The sequence below is a fragment of the Haloterrigena alkaliphila genome (assembly GCF_017352155.2).
In the GTDB taxonomy this organism is placed as follows: Archaea; Halobacteriota; Halobacteria; order Halobacteriales; family Natrialbaceae; genus Haloterrigena; species Haloterrigena alkaliphila.
In genome coordinates, this window is the sequence record NZ_CP071462.1 from 2856459 (window position 1) to 2878521 (window position 22063).

Sequence of the window (22063 nt, forward strand, 5' to 3'; positions counted from 1 at the left end):
CGTCAGTCGTCGCCCACGACCGGCACGGTCGCCGTCGACTCGAGCGTCTCTTCGATCTGCGTGTAGACGAGGATCGTCCCGAGCACGGCGAGGACGGTCCCGAAGACGAACGGCGCGTGGAAGCCGTAGGGGATCAGCGCGCCGGAGGAGAGCGGGCCGATCGCGATGCCGTAGCCGAAGGCCATCGTGAGGACCGACAGCTTCGACCCGGACTCGCCCTCGCCGGCGAGGTCACCCGCCAGCGCCAGCGACGGCGCGAACACCATCGCCGCGGCGATCCCCTGCGAGAGTCGCGCGAGGAACATCAACAGGGACGAGGTGAGAAAGCCCTGTACGAGCGTCGTCGGGATCAGCAACACCATCCCGGTGACGATGAACGGCCGCCGGCCGTACCGGTCGCAGGCCCGGCCGATCGGCGTCTGCAGGGCGACCTGCGCGATGATGAACGCCGCGAACTGGAGGCCGAACCAGGTCGCCCCCTGCTCGAGGCGGGCGTTGACCTGGGGCTGAATCGTCGAGAACAGGGCGATGGCCGCCGCCATGAACAGCGAGGCGACGCCGAGGGTGAAGATGGGATCGAGGAGGTTCGGTCCCGATCGATCGCGGATCGGAATCGAGAGATCCGCGCCCGCGTTCGCCTTCGTCCCGTCGGGATCGGTGATGAGGACGCTCACCAGCAGATAGCTGATCAGGGCCGTCACCGTCGCGAGGCCGAAGGCGGCGTCGAAGCCGCTGATCGAGGCGCCGTTGGGCAGCGCGTACGGGCCGAGGTTGACCACCGCGCCGGCCGCGATGGGGCCGGCGCCGAAGCCGATCAGCCGAAACGTGTTGTAGACGCCCATGTTGCCGCCCCGATCCTGACTCGTCGCGAGTTCGTTGACCAGCGCGATCGACGCGGGGACGATGAAGGCCACGCTGACGCCCTGCAAGCCGCGGATCGCGAGCAGTGAGAGGTAGGAATCGGCGAACACGTAGGCGAGGTTCGTCGCCGCGAGGCCGCCGAGGCCGATCAGGATGAACGGCTTTCGCTTCCCCAGTCGATCCGAGAGGCGGCCCGTAAACGGCTGCGCGCTGCTGTTGAGAAAGCCGAACAGCGAGAGGATGACCCCGATGATCATCGCCTCCTCGAGGCCGAACGTCGCGCCGCCGACGGCGTCGCTGGTGACGTACAGCGGGATGACGATGATCAGAAACGAGTTTCCGATCCCGTCGGCCATCCGGGCGAACGCCAGGGTGAGGACCCGCCGATCGACGTCGAACTGGGCGACGACTCGGCGAAGGAGATTCCCCATCGGGCACATATGGATCGTCCCGTCCGATTATAGTTTCGAACCGAAAAGGTATCCACGACGTCCCGGTCCACGATCAGGTCAGCCGTCGAAACGGGAGGCAGAGGACGACCGACCGTCGCTGATCGGTCCCGGGGTCGTCAGTTGATCGTCGTGTGTTCGGACTCCTCGTTCAGCGCGAGGTTCGCGGCGATTTCGGCGTTGCGCATCGCGTACTGGGCGGTCTGCTGGAGGCTGACGAGCACCTCGCGGACGCGCAGCAGGTCCTCGTTGGACATCTCCGGGAGTTCGTCGAGGATCTCCTGTTCCTGATTGGAGACGTCGTGGAACAGCGCCCGCACCTGGTTGGACTTGTCGTAATCACGCTCGACGGCCGCCTCGACCGCCAGCGAGGTGATCTCGTCGACCAGTTCGTTCAGTTCGCGGATGTCGCGCATGACGGAGCTGTCGACGTTCAGGGAGTGGCCTTCGGTCTCGATGACGATGTCGGCGATGTCCTCGGCGTTGTCCGCCGTGAGTTCGAGGTTCTTCGCGATCGAGCGGTAGCCGATCAGCGGGAAGCCGCTGTCGAGGCCGACCGCCCGCGCGAGGTTTGGATTCTGATAGGCCGTGAAGATCAGGCGCAACAGGAGGACGAAGATCTTGTTGGCCTGTCGCTCCCGGTTCAGGGCGCGCTGGGCCAGATCGGGGTTGCCGTGGGCCAGCGCCTTGATCCCCTCGCCGCGCATCGTCTGGCCGGTTCGCTCGAGGCGCTCGAGCAGGTTATCGAGCGTGAAATCCTCAGGGTCGACCGAACACCGGATCGAGATGCTTTCCGGCGTTTCCTCGATGACGCCCAGTCCCATCAGTTGCGTCTCGGCCTGGTAGACGGCGTTGATGTGATCGGACTCGAGGGCGCCGTCCTCGGTATCGATGCGGATGACGCGCCGTCCGAGGACGTACTGGGCGACGATCGCTCGCTCGACGGCCTGTGCGTCCAGGTCGTCGGCGTGGATGATCGCTTCCGTCTCCTCCGAACTCGCCGATTCGGGCATGACGGTCAGGGTCCCCTTCCCGCTGGTTCGCAGGGAGACCTCGTCGCCCTTTTCGACGTCGTGTTCCGACGCCCACTCGGCGGGGAGGGTCATGGCAAGCGTCGACGGCCCGAGTCGTTGCACTTTCCGCGTTTCCATGTGGAGTTCTAAGGAAGGACGGGACCTTAATCTTGACTATATGGTCATTATACATGGCATCAATGATTATATCGTTGACCGAAGTGAGAGATGCCGTCGTAACCTTAAACAACCTTCACGAGGCGAGTCGTGAACCGACCGGTTCGGACCTGTTCCCAGCCCCGAAGCTCCTCGTCGAGGGTCTCGTCGTCCGTGTCGACGCGTAGCGCGTCGATGTCGTCGAGTTTCGCGTCCGAGGCGACGACCTCGATCGCGTCCGCGCGCCGGATGACCGCCGGCGAGAGCTGGTGGTTGCCCCGACCGAAGACGAACCCCTGGCCGCCGATCGGCGAGACGACGATCGTCGCCGGCTCCTCGAGGACGTCCAGAATATCGCTCTCGGCGGCGTCGCGGGCCAGCACCGTCCCGTCGCGCCAGACGTCGACGCCCAGCGGCGAGGGGTCGACCCCCAGTTCCTCCTCGATCGCACCGACGGTGCTGCCGGGGCCGAAGACGTAGGTCCGATCGGGGTCGATTTCGCGCGCGAATCCCGCGGCTAACGACTCGACGCTGCCGCTCGAGACCTGCTTGCCCGACTGGACGTCGGGCGCGACGGGGACCGGGACGACGGCCCTGAGTTCCGCGCGGACCTCGCCCTCGCGGTAGGCGTTCTCGTCGATGTCGTTGACCTCGCGGGGTTCGACGCGATCGAACTCGGCGGCGATCCGGCCGGCGTCGGCGGGCGTCACGGCGAACACCGACGAGTAGATCTTGACGCCGGCGGGTACGCCAAGCATCGGCGTCGTCCCGCTTTCTTGCTCGTTCGACTCCTCGATCACCGTCGCGACGTCGACGGCGGTTCCGTCGCCGCCGACGAACAGGACGAGATCGACGCCGCGCTCGAGAAAGGCACGAACGGCTGCGCGCGTGTCAGCCGCGGTCGTCTCGGCGGTCGCCGGATCGACCGGCCGCGCGGAGTCATTCGCGTCGGCGTCCGATTCGGGATCGGTGTCGGCGACGGGTTCGGTATTGGTATCGGATGCTGAATCGGCTTCGGGGCCGTCGGTCGCCGGATCGTAGACCACGATCGGCTCGTAGCCGGCGTCTCGGGCCGCGCGTTCGCCCAGCACGTGGGCGGCCGTGTAGACGGTCAGCTCCGGTGAGCGCCGATGCAGCGAGCGAAGGGCATCCCGCGCCCGGTCGGGCGCCCGCGGCTCGGCACCGCGTCGCCGGGCCGCCTCGACCTTGCCGTCGGTCCCCTTCAACCCGACCCGACCACCCATCCCCGCGATCGGGTTCACGACGACACCGATTGCGTCCATGGTGACGGTATGCCGCCGATTGCAAGTCAGTGTGGCGGTTCGACGGATCGCCGGCGCCGGCACCTGCTCGCCCGCAGCCGATGCGCGCGGGGATCGACGCACAGCGTTTCTGAAAGATTAAGAGGGAGGCGGCCGGATCGCGAACCATGGACGCACTCACGCACGCCGTTCTCGCGACGGAGACGCAGCTTCCGATGGACCTGGTCGGCTGGGGCGCGCTGATCCTGAGCCTGCTCGTCGCGATCATCTGGACGGCCTACGTCTACCGGTAGTCGAGACCCTCGAGTCGGGTGTCGTTACTCGGGACCGTCGACGCGCTCGCGGAGCCACGCGGCCGCCTCGGCGACGGTCGTCTCGTCGGTGCTCTCGAGTGAAATTCGAACCGAATTGCCCGGATAGCTGCCGACCGAGACGTCGAATCGGTCGCGCACCGCGGCGATGCGATCGAGCAACGCGCTCTCCGGTTCGTCGGCGACGACCTCCTCCCGATAGGTCGGCGTTCCCGAGAACTCGGATTCGATCGATTCGAACATCGCCTTCATCTCCCTGGGGACGCCGGGGAGGACGTAGACGCCCTCGAGGGCGGCGCCGGGCGCGACTCCCTCCTCGTTGTGCAGCGCTCGCGCGCCGGCCGGCAGGTCGGCCGTCCCCCCGGTCAGGTCGGCCCGCGAGTAGCCGTCCTCCGCCAGCCAGGCGAGCGCGCCCTCGTGTTCCTCGAGGTCCCGTCCCAGCGCGGCGGCGACGCCCTCCATGGTGAGGTCGTCGTGCGTGGGACCGAGGCCGCCGGTGACGACGACGGCGTCGTACTCGGCGCGATACTCGTTGACGACGCGGGCGATATCGCCGATCCGGTCGGGAAGCGTAGTGACGCGTTCGACCGAGACGCCGCGCTCGGCGAGTCGTTCACACAGCCACGTGGCGTTGGTGTTCGCCGTTCGTCCGGCGAGCAGTTCGTCTCCGACGGTGACGACCGCGACGTTCATGGCTTTCCGTTCGGGTCGCGGCCTAAAACGAGTATCGAGGTTCCGCCCACGACGCCGACCGCGGAGTCGTGACAGTCCGCCGAATCCGGTCGGTCGGCCGTCGACGGTTCGATCGGTCGGCGGTTGACAGCCCGGCCGATTAGCGGTCTGGCGGCCTGATTAGTATATAAAGGAGACGGTCACGTAACCACAAGATTCAATCTTGATAATTCGTTAGAGGATGAACGATGTCTCAGAGTCGGACGAATGGAAACGAATCGGAGTCAACTGCGGTTCTCGCGGCGCTCGGAAACAAGTACAGCGCAGAGATTCTCTGTGCGGCGGGAACGCCAAAATCGGCGCAGACCTTGAGCGAGGATATCGAGATTCCGATCGCGACGTGCTATCGACGAATCGAGGAACTCGTCGACGCCGGACTGCTGACCTGCGAGGGGCGACAGCTCTCGACGGAGGGCCGTCGTACGAACATCTATCGGCGCACCCTCGACGAAATCGAGGTCAACTTCTCGAGCGAACAGCCGGCGTTATCGCGGAAAAACCGCACGGAAGCCAAGAACAGACTTCAGGATCAACTCCACGAGTAGGCTACTCACCCGTTCGCTCCCGACTCGCGTCGCTCCGTTCGGCCACGAGCGCTGCGTCCCGTCTCTCGAGGTTGGTCAGTGACGGTTGGGCGTTCACGCGGTCGTCCCTTTTGATCGCTATTCGCGACGGAGACGAATCCGCCGTTCGTAATCGCTACTCGACGATTCTGGCGCGGGTGCTCGCTACACCGGCGCAGGTGCTCGCTACAACGGCGCAGGTGCTCGCTACACCGGCGCGGAGCAGGCTTATCGTCGACGCACTGGACGTCGGAGCCGACGGCTCGGACTCGAACCGAGAGCTCGAACTCGCTTCGATCATACTTAAGTATTCTCGGAAGAATACTGAGATATGACCGGATCGACCGACGGCGCCGAACGAGGTGCCGGAACCGACCGCGACGCGGTCGTCGGCACCGAACGCGTCCTCCGCGTGGGCCACGACAGGCCGATCAGGATCAGCGCCGGCCATCGAATCCAACACCACGACGGCAAGTGCGCGCGACCCCACGGCCACAACTACGAGGTGGCCGTCACCGTCGCCGGCACGCTGACCGAGGAGGGGTGGATCGCCGACAAGGGCGATATTACCGCAGCAATCTCCGAGTGGGACCACATGTTCCTCCTCGAGGCCGGCGACCCCCTGATCGAGGCCTTCGAGGCCGCCGGCGACGACGACGCCGTCGTCGTCCTCGAGCACCCGCCGACGGCCGAGGTGATGAGCGTCGTCCTGGAGCGAAAGCTCGCGGCCGCGTTGCCCGATACCGTCACGGACGTCGCGGTGCAGGTCAACGAGACGAGCGAACTCTGCGGGGGGAGCGAGCTCTGAGATGCCGGTTTCCGATTCCGTCGATTTCGACCCGGAAGTCGATGCCGACGGCGATACCACCAGCGAGGAGACGCCGGACGGCCTGCCGATCAACGAGTTGTTCTACTCGCTGCAGGGCGAGGGAACGCTCGCCGGCGTTCCGTCGGTGTTCGTCCGCACGAGCGGCTGTAACCTCCGATGCTGGTTCTGCGACTCCTATCACACCTCCTGGGAGCCGACCCACGCCTGGCTGGACCGCGAGCAGATCCTCGCGGAGATCGAGTCCCACGACGCCGACCACGTCGTTCTCACCGGCGGCGAACCCCTGCTCCACGAGGCGAGCGTCGACCTGCTCGAAGCCCTCGAGGACCGGGACTATCACACCACCGTCGAGACCAACGGGACGATCCACCGTGACGCCCCGATCGACCTCGCCTCGATCAGCCCGAAACTCGAGAGCAGCACGCCGACGCCCGAACGAGCGCCCGAGGGTGAGGGCGCCCACGCGGACCGATGGGCGGAGCGCCACGAGAACGATCGCATCGACCTCGAGGCCCTGGCCGCGCTGGTCGAGGACTACGAGTTCCAACTGAAGTTCGTCGTCACCGACGAAGACGACATGCCGGAGATACTCGACCTCCTCGAGGCACTCCGCGGCGTCACCGACGCGCCGATCGGCGACGACGACGTGCTCCTGATGCCCGAGGGCGCGACCCGGGAGCGCCTCGCGGAGACCCGCACCCGCGTCGCCGACCTCGCGATGGAGTACGGCTTCCGGTACACGCCGCGACTGCACGTCGACCTCTGGAACGACGCGCCCGAGACGTAATCACCCGACTCGATCACGACCATGACTGACGCAACCGCCGATACCACGACCGACGAACCGTCTTCCGAGCGCGCCGTCGTCCTCCTCTCGGGTGGCATGGACAGCGCCACCGCCGCCTCCGAGGCTCGCAAACGAGGTTACGAAATTTACGCCCTCCACACCTCCTACGGCCAGCGAACCGAGGACCGCGAACTCGAGTGTGCCCGCCGACTCGCCGACGAACTCGACGCCGCCGACTTCCTGCGGCTCGAGACCGGACACCTCTCGGCTATCGGCGCCTCGAGTCTCACCGACGACGAGCTGGCCGTCGAGGACGCCGATATGGCGAGCGACGAGATTCCCACCTCGTACGTCCCCTTCCGGAACGCGAACCTGCTCGCGATGGCCGTCTCCTACGCCGAGGCCAACGACTGCGAGGCCGTCTTCATCGGCGCCCACAGCGAGGACTTCTCGGGGTACCCCGACTGCCGGCCCGAATTCTTCGAGGCCTTCGAGCGAGTGGTCGACGTCGGGACGAAACCCGAGACCGAAATTTCGATCGAGGCACCGTTCGTCGAGCACTCGAAGACTGACATCGCCCGGCGCGGCGTCGAACTCGAGGTACCGTACGAACACACCTGGAGCTGTTACTGCGAGAACGAACCCGCCTGCGGCACCTGCGACGCCTGTGCGTACCGCCTGCAAGCGTTCCAGAACATCGACGTCCGCGACCCGATCGAGTACGCCGAGCGGCCGTCCTACGCCGACGACTGACGCGGGCCAATTACTGACGCGAGATGTCGATCTTCCACACCCGTTCGGAGCGGAATCACCACGCGCGTTGACGTGGGATCACCACGCCCGCTCGAGGATCCCCTCGATCTCGGCGACCGTGGGATCCAATCCCGGCGGCGCGTTCGCCGTGAAGCGATCGGCGAGGATCGACTCCGCGACGGCGGTGAACTCGTCGCGCTCGGGCCCGTCGACGTCGCGCAGGCGGGTAGGGAGGTCGAGCGCGTCGCGGATGTCAGCCACCGCGTCGACGACCGCTCCCGCCGGATCGGCGGCGTCGGCGACGCCCAGCGCGTCGGCCAGCACGTCCAGTCGGGCGTCGACGTGCTCCGCTTCGAAGAGGTACTCCAGAACGTGGGGAACGACGACGGCGTGGGCGGCCCCCTGCTGGACGTCGTACGTGCGCGTCAGCCCGTGGCCGAAGGCGTGGACGATCGACAGCGTCGTCTCGCCGGGTCGTGAGATGCCGTACTGCACGAGGACGATCCCCTCGAGGGCCGTCTCGAACGTTCCGGTGTCGCGGTCGCCGTCGCCGAAGGCGCGGAGTCCCGCCTCGAGTTTCGAGAGGCCGCGTGCGGCCGTCGCGTCGGTGATCGGCGTCGCGTTGCTCGCGTAGATCGTCTCGAGACCCTTGTCGAAGCCGTTCATGGTCGACCCCGTCAGCACCGATTCGGGCGTGGTCGCGACCAGTTCGGAATCGTAGACGGTCGCGGCGGGCATGAGGCCGGGATCGGAGATGCCGCCGCTGACCGCCGACTCGACCAGCCCCGACTCGGGGTCGGCGGTGACGCCCGCGACCATCGTGAGGTCCGCGCCCGCGAGGGTCGTCGGAATCGCCACGATCGGGACGAGACCCTCCTCCGGCACGGTGATCGTCCCCCGCTCGGCGAACTCGTCGGCGACGTCGTCGGCCGACCGGTCGCTCGCCGCGAGCGTGCTGATCACCTTCGCGACGTCGAGGCTGCTGCCCCCGCCGAGGCTCACGAGAACGTCCGCGTTCGTCTCGCGGAGCCGGTCGCGCCCCTCGAGGGCCGTCTCGAGGCGCTTCTTCGGGGTCGTCTCGTCGAAGACGCCGGCCAGTCGATCCCCCAGCCCCCGCCGAACCGGATCGATCACCGCGGGCGTGGAGCCGACGGTGGTGCCGCAGACGATCAGAGCGCGCTCGAGGCCTTGCGCCTCGAGTTCGGCCGCGAGATCGTCGACGCACCCGGCGCCGAACCGGATCGTCGCCGGGTCGTAGTCGAAGCGAAACGACGGGTCGCGGTCGCTCGAGGGAGTCATGGCCGGTCGTACGTCCCGCGCGGTGTTAAACCCGCGAGTCGTGACACCGGACGCCGCTATACTCCGTCGGATCGGCGGCGTCGGCTGCGTCCGGTGGCGCGTGGGGACGGACCCGTCACGCACCCCCGAAATCGACGTTCTCGATACCCGGACCGTCCGACAGCCGGTCCCGCACCTCGCCGGCGACGCTCGCCTCCGCGCGGACCGTGACCGTCGCGGTCACGACCGTCGCGGACAGCCGCGGCTCGATTCCGCGGAGGCCGTCGACGACGACCTCCGTGACGCCGTCGACCGCTCCCAGCCGGCGCTCGACCTCGAGCGCCAGACCGCCGTCCGCTCCGTTCGGGACCCGCACCGTCGCGACCGCGGCGTGTCCGGTCGATTCCACATCGTCGTCGGTGGTACTGAGCGCAGTCATCGTTTCACCTCCGCGTGGAGCGCTCGTCGCGGACGGCGGCCCGTCACGCGAGCGGTTCCGCAGTGCTCCCGGGGGGGAATCGAACCCCCGACCTCCAGCTCGAAGGGCTGGCGTCTCTCGCCACCGGAGACTCCGGGAGCCGGGTCGGCGGTCGGTTCGGTGCAGTACGTGACGGGACGGCCCGATTCCGGGGCCGGTCCGTCGCGGAGCGGCGTCCTCCGGCCGCCGAGGGCCGGGAATGGGCACCGGTTCGTGCAGGTCGTAGTCCCTTCCGGGACCCTCGCAGTCACCCGGTCGGGGACGGTCGTCCCGGTCGGGCGAGTCGGTGCCTGTCTCGATGCGCATCCCTCGCGGGCTTCGTCGTCGGGTCTCGATCTCGCGGTTCCGGCGGCGAGACCCGAACTGAACGGGGCCACGGCTACTCGCGTACCGCGTGGACGGCAGCCGGCGCGCCGACCGAGCCGGCGGCTCGATCGCTACCGGCTCGCGGTGTCGCCGTAACCGAAATCGAGATGCCGCGAGCGAGGTCGACAGCGAACGACGGCGATGACGCTGTGCCTCGCGAGCGGCGCGCCCGTCTTCTCCGGCCCCGGACGGGTACTCCGTGTGGGGGCCGGATTATGCGGGCAAGTGGATCAGACGATCCCGAGACGGGTCGCCAGTGTCTGAGTACTGGACCAGTTCGGATACCCGAGATCGTCCGGGGTTCCCACGGGTTCGCGGCGTTCGAGCCCGCCGAAACCGTGCGTCACGGCTCGAGTCGAAAGAAGCGAGCGGAGCCGTGGCGCGGAGCGAGCGGTCACGTGGGATCACCTGAATTCGTTGTGCGCGTCTGAAGACTTCGTTTCGATGTCACTGGTGCGATCTCCTTAACTGTGCTTTGGGTATGATACACACACTCATATCGGTCGGCTCCGAACGGTACTCGTCGACCCGACTCGAGGGGACGAGCGGTCGAGCGTCCCGGTCGGACGACCGCGCGCCACGGGCGAACGGTGCGGCGACCCACGGGCCGTCCCGCCCGCGGAATTACCTGCCGAGCGACCAGTCGCACTGACAGTAGTCGAACATGACACGTGCCGTATGGTTTGATTGGGATTGACACGCAAGGTTAGGGTATGAACCGACGACGCTTCATCGCGTTCACCGGTGGGGGAATCGGCACTGCGGGCGTCGGTCCGGCGACGACATCCGCACAGGACGATCCGGCGCTGTTCGAGGTCGCGACCGCGCGGACGAGTTCGCCGGTCAACGGCGGCGACCTGCTCGAGGTGACGGCGATCATCGAGAACGTCGGCGACGAGACGGGGACGACCGACGTCGAACTGATCGTCGGCCACACGCCCGAAGTCGAGGACAGTCGAACCCTGACGCTCGCGCCCGGCGAACGCCAGCGGCTCACGCTCGAGTTTCGGGCGGGGCAGCCGTCGGGCGGGCGCGAGGAGTTCCCGGTCCGGGTCGATACGGGTGCCCACGAGGCCTCCGAGAGCGTGGTCGTCACTGCGGACGGCGGCGATCCCGGTGAGGGGGTGACGTTCGACGCCTGTACGCAGGCGCGGCTCACCGGAACGTTCGAGGACGGCTATCCCTGCTACGCGAGCACGATCTTCTACACCGAGTCGGGGGTCGGCAACACGATCATCGAGGACGGGATCACCGTCGGCGAGGACGTCGACGCGCCGTTCACGGGGACGATCGTCGTCCGGATCTCGGACGACTCGCGCGTGATCGAGGACGGTGACCGAATTTACGTCGACGTTCCCAATTACGGCGAGTACGGCACCGTTCTGACGGGGCTGACGACCGACGAGGAGGACTATCGGGTCGCCGGCACCACCCACGGCAACCCCCACGCCGAGGGCTGTCTCGAGGAAATCAGGTCGCGGTGGGAGGACGCCGTCGGGCAGGGTGACTCGGATCCGGCGCTGTTCGAGGTCGCCTCGGTCTCGACGAACTCCCCGGTCGGCCCCAACGAACTGCTCGAGGTGTCGGCGACCATCGAGAACGTCGGGGACGAGGCGGGCACGACCGACGTCGAACTGGTCGTCGGCCACTCGCCCGAAGTCGAGGACAGCCAAACACTCACGCTCGATCCGGGCGAGTCGGCGGCTATCACTCTCGAGTTCCGCGCCGGGACCCCCTCCGGCGGCCGCGAGGAGTTCCCCGTCAGGGTCGATACCGGCGCCCACACGGTCACCGAGATGGTGGTGGTCACCTGATTTCCGAGATGGCGGTCACCTGAGAGGGGTTCTCGCGCGCCGATCACTCGGACAGGTCGGCGGTCACTCGGTGGGGATCCAGCGGTCACTCCGCGTCGAATTCGGCCGTCGGCCAGGGCGGTCGTGCGTCGGCTACGGGCAGTTGTGTGTCGGCTATGGGCGATCGACCGTCGGGTCCACGCTGTCGGGGTCCGAACGCGGCGGCCGCTCGGCGCTGCCATCGGCGAGAAAAATCGATCGTCGGTCGTCGGCGTCGAGTACCGGGCTCAGTCGTCGCCCGTGGCGACGTCTTCCTCGTCGACGTCGACCGCGGTCGCTTCCTCTTCGGCGACTTCCTCGGGGTGGGCCTCGAGCGTCGCCTTCTGGATCTCGACGCGTCGAAGCGGGTAGATCGTCTTCGCTTCGCCGTAGATCGCCGAGGAGAGCCGGCCCTCGACGACGCTGTCGATGAGTTCCTCGAAGGAGCGCTCGGCGGCGGCCTCCTCGATCATCTGGACCATCTGCTCGCGGATGGCCTTCTCCTGGCTCGCGTCGGCCTTCTTGGTCGTGAAGGCGACGGGCTGGATCTGGACGCGGTAGTCGTCCGTCGTGAGGACGGTGACGTAGGCCTCGATCTTCGAGGCGCCGCGGCGGACCAGCGAGCGCAGGTAGTCGCGGGTCAGCGAGTGCTCGACGAACTCCGTGTACGCCGAGTCGCTGCCGACGTCGGTGACCTTGAAGGTCAGCTTCGTGTTGTTCTCGCTGGCGTTGTTGTTGAGGTCGCCGAGCGTCGTTTCGATGGTCCGGTCGTAGACTTTCTCCGGTTCGTCAGCGGGGGTTTCACCGAGTTCCTTCCGGTCGAACTGCTCCGGTGCCAGGATGGTGTACCACCGCTTCTCCTGTTTCGCGCGTGAAACTGATCGTTCACTCATTGTGTGTTGGGTGTATCTGTGTCCGCATTCGCATCGAACGCGAGCCCCGCGTCCGCTGGTTGCTCGTGCTGTTCGTCGGCTCCGCCTGCGTTCCGTGCAGCGGCCGCAACGTCCATCGCGACCTCGAGGTTGACGACGTAGTCGTCGACGTTCGAGTGGAGGCCGCCGGTCGTCTCGCGTTCGATCCGCGTGACGACGGCGCCTGCCGTCTCGGTATCGCCGCCGTCGTCGCCGTCGACGGCGGTCTCCATCTCGTCGGTGTTGTCGGGGGCCAGCGCTCGGGCGACGAGCGCGGGGTCGTCGTGGGTCGTCCGAATCGTCGCGCGTCGACTCATCGTCGCTCCCTCACGATCTGGATGATCGTCGACTCGTCCACGTCGGGGTCGTACCGCAGGTAGCCGCGCCGACGGGTACTATCGTAGCCGACGCCGTCGATGCCGGCCGTCTCGAGTTCGCGGGCGACCGCCTCGAGGACCGGCCCCAGCGGGTCGGTCCCGGCGTCGCGGGTCGCGAGGCCGGCCTCGCCCGCCCCGATGGTGAGGACGAGGGGCTCCGGCGACCGGAACGCCGCGGCGACGTCGGCGACCGCCTCGACGGGGCCGTCGTCGATACCGACGACGAACAGCCCGTCGTAGCGGCCGGTCGAGGCGCCCTCGAGCGCGGCGTGCGTTTGGCGGCCGTACTCGCGCCAGACGTCCAGCGCCGGTCGGCGGGCGTCGTGGCCCATCGCCAGCGCGGCGCCCGTTCCGGGCTCGTCCCGGGCGGTCGCCTCGAGGACGTCGGCGTAGCCCCCGATGGTCGCGAACGGCGCCTCGGGGGTCGCGTACGGTCGCAGTACCTGCTGGATCGTCTCCGCGGCGGCCGGGGCCGCGTCGTCGTCGCCGACCGCGTCCAGCGCCACGGCGGAGGCCACCGTCCGGTGGTCGTCCGCGTCGAACGCGTCGGGCGCCGCGAGGTCGACGCCGAGGCCCTCGAGGGCTGTGCGCGTCGCCGCCGTCTCACCCGACCACGGCGCGCGGACGCGCGTGGTGTGGGCGAGTCCGTCGACCGGGTCGGCTGTCGGCACCGCGACGCCCGGTCGCCGCTCGACGAGGCCGCGTTCGGTGGCGGCCTCGAGGAGCCACTCGCTCTCGCCGGCGCCCGGTTCGACGCCGGCGGCCACGAGTCCCGCGAGCGCGAGGTCGTGTGCCGGGGTCGCGCCGAGGTCTCGGACGACCTCGAGCGCGGCGAGCGTGGCGGGACGGTCGGTCTCGTCCAGTCGCGTCACGTCCGCGTCGATCGCGCCGATACCGATCGCGACGTCGTCCGGTGCCGGCTGACGGTCGCGAACGCGGTCGGTTCGATCCGCGACCGTTCGCCCGACGCTCACCTGGTAGGGCGTCCCGCGGTCGGCCAGCGCCCTCGCGAGGAGTCCGCCCGCCGCGAGCGCGTCGCCGTCGGCTCGCGTGACGACGTGGACGAAGCCGGCGCTCTCGACTGCCTCGGCGGCAGCGGCGGGCGACGACTCGGCGGACCGACCCTCGGAAGCCATCTCGCGTTAGTCCTCGAGGAGGGTCTTCGCGACGTCGTAGGAGTACTGGAAGTCCGGCTCGAGCTCGTCGCCGCGGTAGTACTTGACGAGGCGTCGGACCTTCGACTCCGTGTTCTGCAGGGCGCGCTTGTTCTGGTAGTCCTGGGGGTTCTCCCGGACGTGCTCGCGCAGCCGGACGGCCCGGTCCATCAGGTTGTAGAGGTCCTCGGGAATGTCAGACGTGGCGTCGTTCTCCTCGAGGATCTCGGTGAGCTTCTTTCCGGTCGCCAGCTTGACGTCCGGGATGGGCGTGCCCGTGACGCCCTCGTCACGTAGCTTCATCCCGATCTGGCTGGGCTCGTAGCCCTGCTCTGCCAGTTCGACGACGCGAGACTCGATGTCCTCCGCGTCGACGTCGCTCCACTCCGGGGGTTCGTCTGCCGCCGGCTTGTCCGAACCGGACGAGCCGCGACGGCGGGTGTGCATTCGTGCCATTGGTGAGGATAGGAACCGCACTGACCGCTCCGATAGTGTGACAGTCGCGGCTGCGACTGCCCGTGCACTTCCGCAATCCCAAGCCACTCTGAACAGCGAATGGCGCAGTCAGATTTGCGGCCGTGCGCTTCCCATGCGTTTCTTCGTTCGGACGGACTAAAGGATTTCTACACTGGTTTCCTCGAATTCTCGAATCGGCCGAACGGTGCTCGAGAGTCGATTACTGTCCCGCAAACACCACGAAAGCCCCTGCCGCTATCGAGTCGGGCGCCTCGCTGCGCGTGGTTCGAGAGAGCTTCGCTCTCTCGTCATCACGAAAGACGCGAAGCGTCTTTCGAACGCCTTCGCTCACTTCGTTCGCTCCAGTGCTTGCTTCGTCGACCTTCCTCGATAGCGGCAGCCCCTTTCATTCCCGCCCGTGTCGGCTGGCCGGTCATGCCACCGTAGGGTGGGAATGAAAGGGGCTGACGCGTGCGTGGCGGCTTCGCCGCCACGTTATTGGCGGTCGGCTCCGCCGACCGCCCACTCGATCCCTCCCGGGCGACGGTGAGCCGAACGAAGTGAGGCGAACGTCGGAAGACGAGTGAAGCGAGTCTTCCGGAATAAGCACGCGACCGTAGGGAGCGCGCGCAGCGAGCCCCGGAGGGTCGAGCGCGTCAGGGGCTTTCGTGGTGTTCTCGAGAGATCCAGTACTGAAAGAATGGAGTGCGATCGCGGTCAATCGAGTGACCGATTATTGCTGTCCCACACGCGTCTCTTCTTCGTCCCAGTACTCCTCGCGGAGTTCGTACTTCTGGACCTTGCCGGTCGCGGTCTCCGGTAGATCGTCGACGAAGTCGACGCTCGTGGGTTTCTTGTAGCCCGCGAGGTGGTCGCCGACGAACTCGAGGATCTCGTCTTCGGCCGGCGCCGCACCCTGACGCGGGACGATCAGCGCCTTCGGGGTCTCGCCCCACTGCTCGCTGGGGACTGGGATAACGGCGGCCTTCAGGACGTCGGGGTGGTCGTAGAGCACGTCCTCGACCTCGATGCTCGAGATGTTCTCGCCGCCGGAGATGATGATGTCCTTCTTGCGGTCCTGGATCGCGATCATGCCGTCTTCGTCGATAGTGGCGAGGTCGCCGGTGTGGAAGTAGCCCTCGAGGCGCGCGTTGAAGGCCTCCTCGGTGGCGTCGGGCTTGTTGAGATACCGGTCCATCACCTGGTTGCCGCGGACGACGATCTCGCCGATGGTCTCGCCGTCCCGGGGGACCTCGGTCCCGTCCTCGTCGACGACCCGCACGTCGGTACAGAGGGTCTGGCTGCCCTGCTTGACCTTGAGGTCGCGGCCGCGCTCGGCGAGTCGGCGCGGCGAGTTGCTCGTCGTGATGATCGGCGCGGTCTCGGTCAGCCCGTAGATGTGGATGATCCGCCAGCCGAACTCGTCCTCGACGGTTTCGATGGTGGCCGTGGCGGGTGCCGAGCCGGCCGTCGCGATGCGAACGTCGCGGTCGCCCGTGGTCTCGAGGCCGGGATTTTCTTCGTAGTACTGGATGAGGTTGTTCAGGACCGTCGGCGCGCCGCACATGAACGAGACGTCGTACTCGCGCACGCGCTCGAAGACGCCTTCGGCGTCGAAGGTGCGCTGGCAGACGTGCGTGCCGCCGGTGCCCGTGATCGCGTAGGTGTGGCCCCAGCCGTTGCAGTGGAACATCGGCAGCGTCCAGAGGTAGGTGTCGTCGTCCCGGATCTCCATGTGCTGGTTGAGCACGAGGGCGTGCCAGTGTTCCGTGCGGTGGGTGCGGACGACCCCCTTCGGATCGCCCGTCGTCCCCGAGGTGTAGTTGATGCTGGCGTCGTCGTCCTCGCTGATCTCGGGTCGGTCGGGTTCCTCGGTGGGGTGGCCCTCGAGGAACTCCTCGTAGTCGGTCCACTCCCCGTCTATCTCGTCGGCCCGATACCCGACGAACGTCTCCGCCGGAATCTCGTCGCGGATTTCCTCGACCTTTGCCGCGTAGTCGTAGTCCGCGATCAGCGTGTTCGCCGCGCAGTCCTCGAGGATGTACCGGTACTCGCCGGCGGTCAGCCGGTAGTTCAGCGGGACGAACACCGCGCCCAGCTTGTTCGTCGCGTACAGCGTCTCGATGAAGTAGTGCGTGTTCGGCGCCAGCAGGGCGACGCGGTCCCCCCGTTCGACGCCGCGTTCCTCGAGGGCGTGTGCGAGCTGGTTGACCCGGTCGTTTACCTCCTCGTAGGTGTACGCCGTCCCGTCGTGGGCGACGACGCCGGTGACGTCGCCGTAGATATCGACCGCGCGCTCGAGGAAGTCCGTGGTGAGCATCTCCTGTTTCATTCTGTGGCACCCGTTACCACCGACCACGTTCTCGGTCAAATGTTTACTCCCGGGTTCCAGCGGTTGCAGGGTGGATCGTGGCTCGAGGGTGTGCTAAAGCGTGGGGGTGCTCGAGAATTTCGAGGGGTTTATCTATTCCCGACGGAAAAGAGTGGATGCGTACGAGGGCTCGTAGATCAGAGGTAGATCACTCCCTTGGCATGGGAGAGGCCCCGGGTTCAAATCCCGGCGAGTCCATTTCCTTTCGCTCACTACGTTCGCTCCAGTCAATGAACTCGCCGTAGTCACACTCGCTTCGCTCGCGTGACTCCCGGCGAGTCCACTATTCTTGCGCCGCGAGCATATTTGCGAGCGGCGCGAATTGTCGTCGGAGGCGGGAGTTGAAACCCTGAAAGTCACAGCGCGAGCGGAGCGAGCGACCGCCTTCCTTCGGGTTCAAATCCCGATGGTTAGAACACGTATCGTTCGACGAGACGGCCGAGGGGACCAGGGCGCTTCGATTCGTGCGTGTGGACGCCGAGTACGGGGATCTCCACGGCGTCGATTACCTGGTCACTCACGCTGTCCCGGAGTTCGTGACTGAGGCGGTAGTTCCTGCTCAACACCAGGAACTCGGTGGACGCTGCAATCGTGATAAGATCGTCAACCGAGCCGTCGGTTTCGACGATTTCCGTCGTGACCGGTGCCGAACAGAGGTCCACCAGCTCGCTGTGGTAGTCGTCGAGCGTCCGCTTGAAGTCGGTCGTCGCTGACTCGTCGATGGCGTACACCAGTCTGACCGTCGCCCCCAGTTCGCCGGCGAGTGCGTCGGCGATGCGGACCTTCGAAGGGTCGTAGGGGCTCTGGTCGGTGAGGACCGTGATCTCCGAGACGTCGTCGAACGCGCGGTCCTCGACGAGGAGGACGTCACACGGCGCGTGTCGGAGGATCCACTCGATCGGACTGCCGATGAACTGGTGACTGAGTCGCCCGGGATGGCGTTCCATCAGGATCGCATTCGCACCCTCGTGCTCGGCGAAGTTTACGATAGCGTGTTTCGTGTCGTGACTGACGATCTCGCCGTACTGGATCGGGACGTCGAACTCCTCGGAGAGGTGGTCCGTCTGTGCTTCGAACTGGAGGTCGGCCGAGGACTGCGTCTCCGAGGCGTACTGCAGCGGCACCTGATCGGGAACCTCGTCGAACTGAATGACCGTCACGCCACCGTCGTGCTGTCGGGCCATGTCGGCCGCGATGTGGACGAGTCGCTGTTCGCGCTCCTCGGTCGTCCCCTCGGTCAGGGCGACCAGCACGTCGTACGCCTGCGATTCGAGCGACGCCTCGGTCCGATCGACGGCCTCTCGTCCGGTTTTCCGTCGGATCGTATCGACAGCGACTCCTTCGCGATCGATTCGGGAACGGGCGTAGAACCAGTACCAGGCGACGCTCCCGACCGTGATGATAACCGCGCCGACGAGCGCGACGCCCCCCATCTGGGTGAGGAGGACGACCCCGCTGAGGATGCCGAACACCTGAATTGCGGGATAGAGGGGTGATTCGAAGCTGGGATCGTACTCGTCCATGTCCGCGTTCCGAAAGGCGATGATGGCGACGTTGATCAGGATGAACACGAGGATCTGGAACGCGCTAGCCAGTTTTGCGATTTCGAGGATGGGGACGAACGCGATCAACACGAGCATCACGCTTCCGGTGAGTGTGATCGCGGTCGTCGGCGTCCCGAATCGGTCGCTGACCGCCGCGAACCGGTCGGGTGCGAGGTTGTCCCGACTCATCGCGAACGGATAGCGCGACGACGAGAGGATGCCGGCGTTTGCGGTGCTGACGAGCGCGAGAATCGCTGCGAGGACGACGGCGACGACCCCCGCCTGTGCGAGCGTCGCCTCGGCGGCGATTGCCATCGGCGTCTCCGTATCCGCCAGTTCCTCGAGCGGAGAAACCCCGACCATCACGGCGACGATGAGCACGTACAGCACCGTCGTGAAGGCGAGCGAGCCGAGGATCCCCAGCGGAATGTTTCGATCCGGTCGCTCGACCTCTTCCGCGACGCTCGCGACTTTCGTGACGCCCGCGTAGGAGACGAAGACGAGACCGGTCGCCGCGAGGAGGCCGCCCGCGCCGTCGGCGAAGAACCCGTCGTAGTTGGCCGTCTCGGTGGCGGGCATTCCGCCGTAGATGAACCACAGCAAGGCGGCGAGCATGACGACGACGATGGCGACCTGGAGCCGGCCGGTCTGTTTCACGCCGAGCAGGTTGACGGCGATGAGGACGACCGCCAACACGAGTGCCACGGGTTTAACCGGAAGGTCGAAGAGCAACACGAGGTACGGGACGCCACCGACGAGCGCCAGCGCACCCTTGAACGCCAGCGAAAACCACGTTCCGACGCCGGCGATAGTCCCCAACAGCGGGCCCATTCCGCGTTCGATGTAGATGTACGTCCCGCCGGCTTCGGGCATCGCGGTCGCCATTTCGGATTTACTCAGCGCGGCCGGGACGACGAGCAGCCCGGCGATCAGATACGCGAGGATCACGCCCGGGCCCGCGATATTGATCGCCAGCGCGGGGAGGATGAAGATCCCGCTGCCGATCATCGCGCCGATGCTAATGGCCAATACGGCTGGAAGTCCGAGGTCTCGTTCGAGGTCCTTTGTCATGGGGGTGTGTGAGTACTGGCTGTCAATTTCGGCGGGTCGTACCACTCATCTGGTGGGAAAGACGAGTCGGGTAAAAACACCGCAACGGAGAGTCTCCCCGCTCTCGTTCGAACAACGAGATACCTCCGGTATAAACATCCCGAATTTAGTTGCGTGCCACACGTACTCTGCTGAATATTCGTTCTCCATCGCCTAGACGGATGCACTCATCACCACTCGGTGAGCGCGTCAGGGCCGTGAAACCACACCAGAATCACGAGAAACGATCCAACACCGGTCAGTGCGAACGCACCACCGACGTAGAACACCGACGCCATACTGATCTCGTACATCAGCCAGCCGCCGAGCAGCGGCGCAACGACGCTTCCCGGCCGCCAGATCAGTTCGCGGATCCCGAAACTCGAGGCGACGCCGCCGTCGTCGGTCCCCTCGTCGGCGAACAGGGCCATGCTCGCCGGTTCGCGGAAGCTGTCCGCGACGCCGAGAAATCCGGAGAGCGCAACGAGCGGGAGAAACGCCGGCGAAACGTCGCCGAACAGGGGTACGCGAGCCGGCAGTTCGAGCGCGGTTCCGATCGCCGGCGAAAACGGGACGGCCAGCGCGACCAAGCCGTATGCACCGCCGCCGGCGAAGACGAACATCGCCCGACCGTAGCCGTCCGAGAGCCGGCCCGTAAACGGCTGACAGCACATGTTGGTGAACTTCTCGGCGACGACGGTGAGCGACACGGCGAGTCCGCCGTAGGCCAACCCACCGTCGGCCGCGGAGACGCCGGCGAAGATCGGGACCCACGTTCGGACGAGCGTCACCGAAAACGCGTACTGAAAGCGGAAACTCGAGAGCGTGAGAATCCGGCGGTTGAGTGCGAGATCGGTAAACGGGAATCCGTGGACGCGCGTCTCGTCCGGATCGAGATACAACACGGTTCCGACCCACGCGACGAGGACGATCCCGACGATGATCGCGAAGATCGGGCCGAACCCGAACGCTTCGTAGAGCGTCCCCGCGCTGAGGCTCCCGACGATCGACGCGGCGAAACTGGCAGCGTTGGCTTTGCCGATGTAGTTGGCTCGCGTCCCGACGTCGGCGAGTTGCCCGACGAGCGAGAGCGTCATCAGTCCGGTTCCGGTGACGACGATCCCCTGTAGCCCTCGAATGACGATGAACGACGCGCTCGAGTCGACGATCGGAAACAGCGCGTAGGCGACGACACCGATTCCGAGTACGACGAGCAACACGGTCCGCTTGTCGAATCGATCGCCGGCCCACGCGATCGGAACGACGGCGAGGGTCTGGGCGAACGTGAAGCCCGTCGTGTAGAGGCCGACGATGAGTCCGGCGCTGATTGTTACTCCCAGAACTGTCGTATCAGTTGGACCGAGCGTGTTGATGTAGTACGGCAGGAGCGTGATCAGGGTGACGAAGCCGAACCCTTCCGCGAACCGGGCGAGATAGAGCGACCAGAACTGGAGGCGATCTTCGTCCACGGCGCCTCTTTCGAATGTGGCGAAAAAGAGATTTCGAAACGGCGGACGCATGATCCTCGGTACTGGTGCCGCGGGGTTCGACTTCGACGAGGGGGTGCGATACGTCTGCGAGGAGGTCCGGGAGTACGAATCGTCGGTGGCCGACACTCGAGCGATCACCTACTCGCAGCGGGAGTACGCCGACCTCGAATCGATAGCCGAGGAGAGACGATGAACAGCGGTATCTATCGCACACGGATGGAACACCGGATCAAAGAACCCCATAGCAAAGTCCGATGAGAAATAGCGAGAGGCAGATTTGAACGACTGCTCTGGGGGTATGCGCTCGCCGGAATCCCTGGCTATCCAATCCCGTTCGGCGTCTCTCACCGCTGTATTCGACATAATTCGGGACAAGCGCTCAGTAGAGAGGGCCACAAAGCATATTCCACCGACCACTGATTCACCGAGTAAGACGGTGGACAGCGGGTAGGGGTACTCGGCGTTTCCGTCCACCGATTTATTACCGACGGAGTGTCGACTGTAGCCGCTGTTCGAGATCCGTTACTCAACCACTCGAGCGCAGTCGGTGTTCGCTACGCATCAGTAGTCACCGACACGGCTGAGTTAGTGACGAGACGGACTGTGAACACCAGCACTACCGACTGCTACCGTTGCGTAGGGAGCGACCTCCTCACTCACCGTTCCGTGAACCAACCAGAAACCCAACCGTGGGAACCAGATGGTGAGTATATGACAATTGGAGTCGTACTAGCGGCTGATGCCCGAAGAAGAACTCTTCAAAACGGAGGAACCACAATCACGATCGGCGATCGCCGAGGCGCTCATCGATGCCGCCGAACAGATCGAGGCCGGCACCGTTCACCTGGAGAGTACAGACCAAGAGCAGCAGGTCACCGTCCCCGAAGAGCCGACCTTCGAAGTCGAACTCGAGCGACTCACGGATTCGGAAACCGGGGACCAGCGGTACGAACTCGAGTACGAAATCAGGTGGACACGGTAGGATATCGTGCCGAGCAACT

21 protein-coding genes and 2 tRNA genes are annotated in these 22063 nt (G+C 66.1%); 9 read left to right on the top strand and 14 right to left on the bottom strand.

The window, feature by feature from the left end; translation table 11 throughout:
• Positions 1-2: 2 nt before the first annotated feature.
• The 3 genes from J0X25_RS32715 to J0X25_RS32725 all read right to left on the bottom strand — a co-directional run bounded on the left by J0X25_RS32715 (position 3) and on the right by J0X25_RS32725 (position 3762).
• The gene (locus J0X25_RS32715; protein WP_207288076.1) at positions 3-1292 is read right to left on the bottom strand and encodes an MFS transporter; all 1290 of its coding nucleotides are present in this window, start codon (positions 1290-1292) and stop codon (positions 3-5) included.
• Between the two features lie 137 nt (positions 1293-1429).
• Positions 1430-2461: a phosphate uptake regulator PhoU gene (locus tag J0X25_RS32720; protein ID WP_207288077.1), complete on the bottom strand. Its 1032-nt coding sequence runs from the start codon at positions 2459-2461 to the stop codon at positions 1430-1432.
• A 104-nt stretch (positions 2462-2565) separates the two neighbouring features.
• Entirely contained in the window at positions 2566-3762 is a 1197-nt protein-coding gene (locus J0X25_RS32725) for an ATP-NAD kinase family protein (protein WP_207288078.1), read from the bottom strand.
• A gap of 146 nt (positions 3763-3908) precedes the next feature.
• On the opposite strand from J0X25_RS32725, the gene J0X25_RS39835 reads away from it, so the two are divergent.
• Positions 3909-4034, top strand: coding sequence for a hypothetical protein (locus J0X25_RS39835; RefSeq protein ID WP_284145154.1), 126 nt, complete (start codon positions 3909-3911; stop codon positions 4032-4034).
• A 24-nt stretch (positions 4035-4058) separates the two neighbouring features.
• On the opposite strand, the gene J0X25_RS32730 is transcribed toward J0X25_RS39835, so the two are convergent.
• The gene (locus J0X25_RS32730) at positions 4059-4745 is read right to left on the bottom strand and encodes a competence/damage-inducible protein A (RefSeq protein ID WP_207288079.1); all 687 of its coding nucleotides are present in this window, start codon (positions 4743-4745) and stop codon (positions 4059-4061) included.
• 227 nt (positions 4746-4972) lie between these two features.
• Between J0X25_RS32730 and J0X25_RS32735 the strand changes: the two genes are divergently transcribed.
• From J0X25_RS32735 to queC, 4 genes are all read left to right on the top strand, one after another.
• Positions 4973-5329 (top strand): winged helix-turn-helix domain-containing protein, encoded by a 357-nt coding sequence (locus tag J0X25_RS32735; protein ID WP_207288080.1) that lies wholly within the window; start codon positions 4973-4975, stop codon positions 5327-5329.
• A 349-nt stretch (positions 5330-5678) separates the two neighbouring features.
• Entirely contained in the window at positions 5679-6155 is a 477-nt protein-coding gene (locus J0X25_RS32740; protein WP_207288081.1) for a 6-pyruvoyl trahydropterin synthase family protein, read from the top strand.
• Position 6156: 1 nt separating this feature from the next.
• Positions 6157-6963, top strand: coding sequence for a 7-carboxy-7-deazaguanine synthase QueE (locus J0X25_RS32745; protein ID WP_207288082.1), 807 nt, complete (start codon positions 6157-6159; stop codon positions 6961-6963).
• A gap of 21 nt (positions 6964-6984) precedes the next feature.
• A complete protein-coding gene (queC, locus tag J0X25_RS32750; RefSeq protein ID WP_207288083.1) occupies positions 6985-7716 on the top strand; it encodes a 7-cyano-7-deazaguanine synthase QueC in 732 nt (243 codons plus the stop codon).
• A gap of 78 nt (positions 7717-7794) precedes the next feature.
• Here queC and J0X25_RS32755 read toward each other — a convergent pair whose 3' ends face one another.
• The 3 genes from J0X25_RS32755 to J0X25_RS32765 form a co-directional block, all read right to left on the bottom strand.
• On the bottom strand, positions 7795-9015 hold the full coding sequence (locus J0X25_RS32755; protein WP_207288084.1) for an iron-containing alcohol dehydrogenase family protein: 1221 nt from the start codon (positions 9013-9015) through the stop codon (positions 7795-7797).
• A 115-nt stretch (positions 9016-9130) separates the two neighbouring features.
• Positions 9131-9433 (bottom strand): hypothetical protein, encoded by a 303-nt coding sequence (locus J0X25_RS32760; protein WP_207288085.1) that lies wholly within the window; start codon positions 9431-9433, stop codon positions 9131-9133.
• A 63-nt stretch (positions 9434-9496) separates the two neighbouring features.
• Positions 9497-9573: transfer RNA gene (locus J0X25_RS32765), tRNA-Glu, on the bottom strand.
• A 978-nt stretch (positions 9574-10551) separates the two neighbouring features.
• On the opposite strand from J0X25_RS32765, the gene J0X25_RS32770 reads away from it, so the two are divergent.
• Positions 10552-11652 (top strand): hypothetical protein, encoded by a 1101-nt coding sequence (locus J0X25_RS32770; RefSeq protein WP_207288086.1) that lies wholly within the window; start codon positions 10552-10554, stop codon positions 11650-11652.
• 266 nt (positions 11653-11918) lie between these two features.
• On the opposite strand, the gene J0X25_RS32775 is transcribed toward J0X25_RS32770, so the two are convergent.
• The 5 genes from J0X25_RS32775 to J0X25_RS32795 all read right to left on the bottom strand — a co-directional run bounded on the left by J0X25_RS32775 (position 11919) and on the right by J0X25_RS32795 (position 16900).
• Complete coding sequence (locus J0X25_RS32775) at positions 11919-12563, bottom strand: 30S ribosomal protein S3ae (protein ID WP_207288087.1); 645 nt, start codon at positions 12561-12563, stop codon at positions 11919-11921.
• Positions 12560-12898, bottom strand: coding sequence for a KEOPS complex subunit Pcc1 (locus J0X25_RS32780; RefSeq protein WP_207288088.1), 339 nt, complete (start codon positions 12896-12898; stop codon positions 12560-12562). Before J0X25_RS32780 ends, J0X25_RS32775 begins: the two co-directional genes overlap by 4 nt.
• Entirely contained in the window at positions 12895-14094 is a 1200-nt protein-coding gene (locus J0X25_RS32785; protein WP_207288089.1) for an exonuclease, read from the bottom strand. Before J0X25_RS32785 ends, J0X25_RS32780 begins: the two co-directional genes overlap by 4 nt.
• A 6-nt stretch (positions 14095-14100) precedes the next feature.
• Positions 14101-14568, bottom strand: coding sequence for a 30S ribosomal protein S15 (locus tag J0X25_RS32790; RefSeq protein ID WP_207288090.1), 468 nt, complete (start codon positions 14566-14568; stop codon positions 14101-14103).
• Between the two features lie 733 nt (positions 14569-15301).
• Positions 15302-16900 (bottom strand): long-chain-fatty-acid--CoA ligase, encoded by a 1599-nt coding sequence (locus tag J0X25_RS32795; protein WP_207288091.1) that lies wholly within the window; start codon positions 16898-16900, stop codon positions 15302-15304.
• A 165-nt stretch (positions 16901-17065) separates the two neighbouring features.
• Here J0X25_RS32795 and J0X25_RS32800 point away from each other — a divergent pair.
• Positions 17066-17137 (top strand) — tRNA-Ala (locus J0X25_RS32800).
• Between the two features lie 212 nt (positions 17138-17349).
• On the opposite strand, the gene J0X25_RS32805 is transcribed toward J0X25_RS32800, so the two are convergent.
• Entirely contained in the window at positions 17350-19554 is a 2205-nt protein-coding gene (locus tag J0X25_RS32805; protein ID WP_207288092.1) for a universal stress protein, read from the bottom strand.
• Positions 19555-19763: 209 nt separating this feature from the next.
• Positions 19764-21041, bottom strand: coding sequence for an MFS transporter (locus J0X25_RS32810; protein WP_207288093.1), 1278 nt, complete (start codon positions 21039-21041; stop codon positions 19764-19766).
• A 49-nt stretch (positions 21042-21090) separates the two neighbouring features.
• Here J0X25_RS32810 and J0X25_RS32815 point away from each other — a divergent pair, with 49 nt between their 5' ends.
• Both J0X25_RS32815 and J0X25_RS32820 read left to right on the top strand, forming a co-directional pair.
• Positions 21091-21255: a macro domain-containing protein gene (locus J0X25_RS32815; protein ID WP_207288094.1), complete on the top strand. Its 165-nt coding sequence runs from the start codon at positions 21091-21093 to the stop codon at positions 21253-21255.
• Positions 21256-21801: 546 nt separating this feature from the next.
• Positions 21802-22044, top strand: a complete 243-nt coding sequence (locus tag J0X25_RS32820) for an amphi-Trp domain-containing protein (protein WP_207288095.1) — start codon at positions 21802-21804, stop codon at positions 22042-22044.
• The last annotated feature ends 19 nt before the right edge of the window (positions 22045-22063 follow it).

Bases quoted from the DNA above. Each gene is read 5' to 3' on its own strand.
- J0X25_RS32740 (WP_207288081.1), top strand. From the start codon at position 5,679: ATGACCGGATCGACCGACGGCGCCGAACGAGGTGCCGGAACCGACCGC.
- J0X25_RS32780 (WP_207288088.1), bottom strand. From the start codon at position 12,898: ATGAGTCGACGCGCGACGATTCGGACGACCCACGACGACCCCGCGCTC.
- J0X25_RS39835 (WP_284145154.1), top strand. From the start codon at position 3,909: ATGGACGCACTCACGCACGCCGTTCTCGCGACGGAGACGCAGCTTCCG.
- J0X25_RS32785 (WP_207288089.1), bottom strand. From the start codon at position 14,094: ATGGCTTCCGAGGGTCGGTCCGCCGAGTCGTCGCCCGCCGCTGCCGCC.
- queC (WP_207288083.1), top strand. From the start codon at position 6,985: ATGACTGACGCAACCGCCGATACCACGACCGACGAACCGTCTTCCGAG.
- J0X25_RS32725 (WP_207288078.1), bottom strand. From the start codon at position 3,762: ATGGACGCAATCGGTGTCGTCGTGAACCCGATCGCGGGGATGGGTGGT.
- J0X25_RS32775 (WP_207288087.1), bottom strand. From the start codon at position 12,563: ATGAGTGAACGATCAGTTTCACGCGCGAAACAGGAGAAGCGGTGGTAC.
- J0X25_RS32720 (WP_207288077.1), bottom strand. From the start codon at position 2,461: ATGGAAACGCGGAAAGTGCAACGACTCGGGCCGTCGACGCTTGCCATG.
- J0X25_RS32745 (WP_207288082.1), top strand. From the start codon at position 6,157: ATGCCGGTTTCCGATTCCGTCGATTTCGACCCGGAAGTCGATGCCGAC.
- J0X25_RS32735 (WP_207288080.1), top strand. From the start codon at position 4,973: ATGTCTCAGAGTCGGACGAATGGAAACGAATCGGAGTCAACTGCGGTT.
- J0X25_RS32770 (WP_207288086.1), top strand. From the start codon at position 10,552: ATGAACCGACGACGCTTCATCGCGTTCACCGGTGGGGGAATCGGCACT.
- J0X25_RS32815 (WP_207288094.1), top strand. From the start codon at position 21,091: ATGATCCTCGGTACTGGTGCCGCGGGGTTCGACTTCGACGAGGGGGTG.
- J0X25_RS32795 (WP_207288091.1), bottom strand. From the start codon at position 16,900: ATGAAACAGGAGATGCTCACCACGGACTTCCTCGAGCGCGCGGTCGAT.
- J0X25_RS32730 (WP_207288079.1), bottom strand. From the start codon at position 4,745: ATGAACGTCGCGGTCGTCACCGTCGGAGACGAACTGCTCGCCGGACGA.
- J0X25_RS32760 (WP_207288085.1), bottom strand. From the start codon at position 9,433: ATGACTGCGCTCAGTACCACCGACGACGATGTGGAATCGACCGGACAC.
- J0X25_RS32790 (WP_207288090.1), bottom strand. From the start codon at position 14,568: ATGGCACGAATGCACACCCGCCGTCGCGGCTCGTCCGGTTCGGACAAG.
- J0X25_RS32820 (WP_207288095.1), top strand. From the start codon at position 21,802: ATGCCCGAAGAAGAACTCTTCAAAACGGAGGAACCACAATCACGATCG.
- J0X25_RS32715 (WP_207288076.1), bottom strand. From the start codon at position 1,292: ATGGGGAATCTCCTTCGCCGAGTCGTCGCCCAGTTCGACGTCGATCGG.
- J0X25_RS32805 (WP_207288092.1), bottom strand. From the start codon at position 19,554: ATGACAAAGGACCTCGAACGAGACCTCGGACTTCCAGCCGTATTGGCC.
- J0X25_RS32755 (WP_207288084.1), bottom strand. From the start codon at position 9,015: ATGACTCCCTCGAGCGACCGCGACCCGTCGTTTCGCTTCGACTACGAC.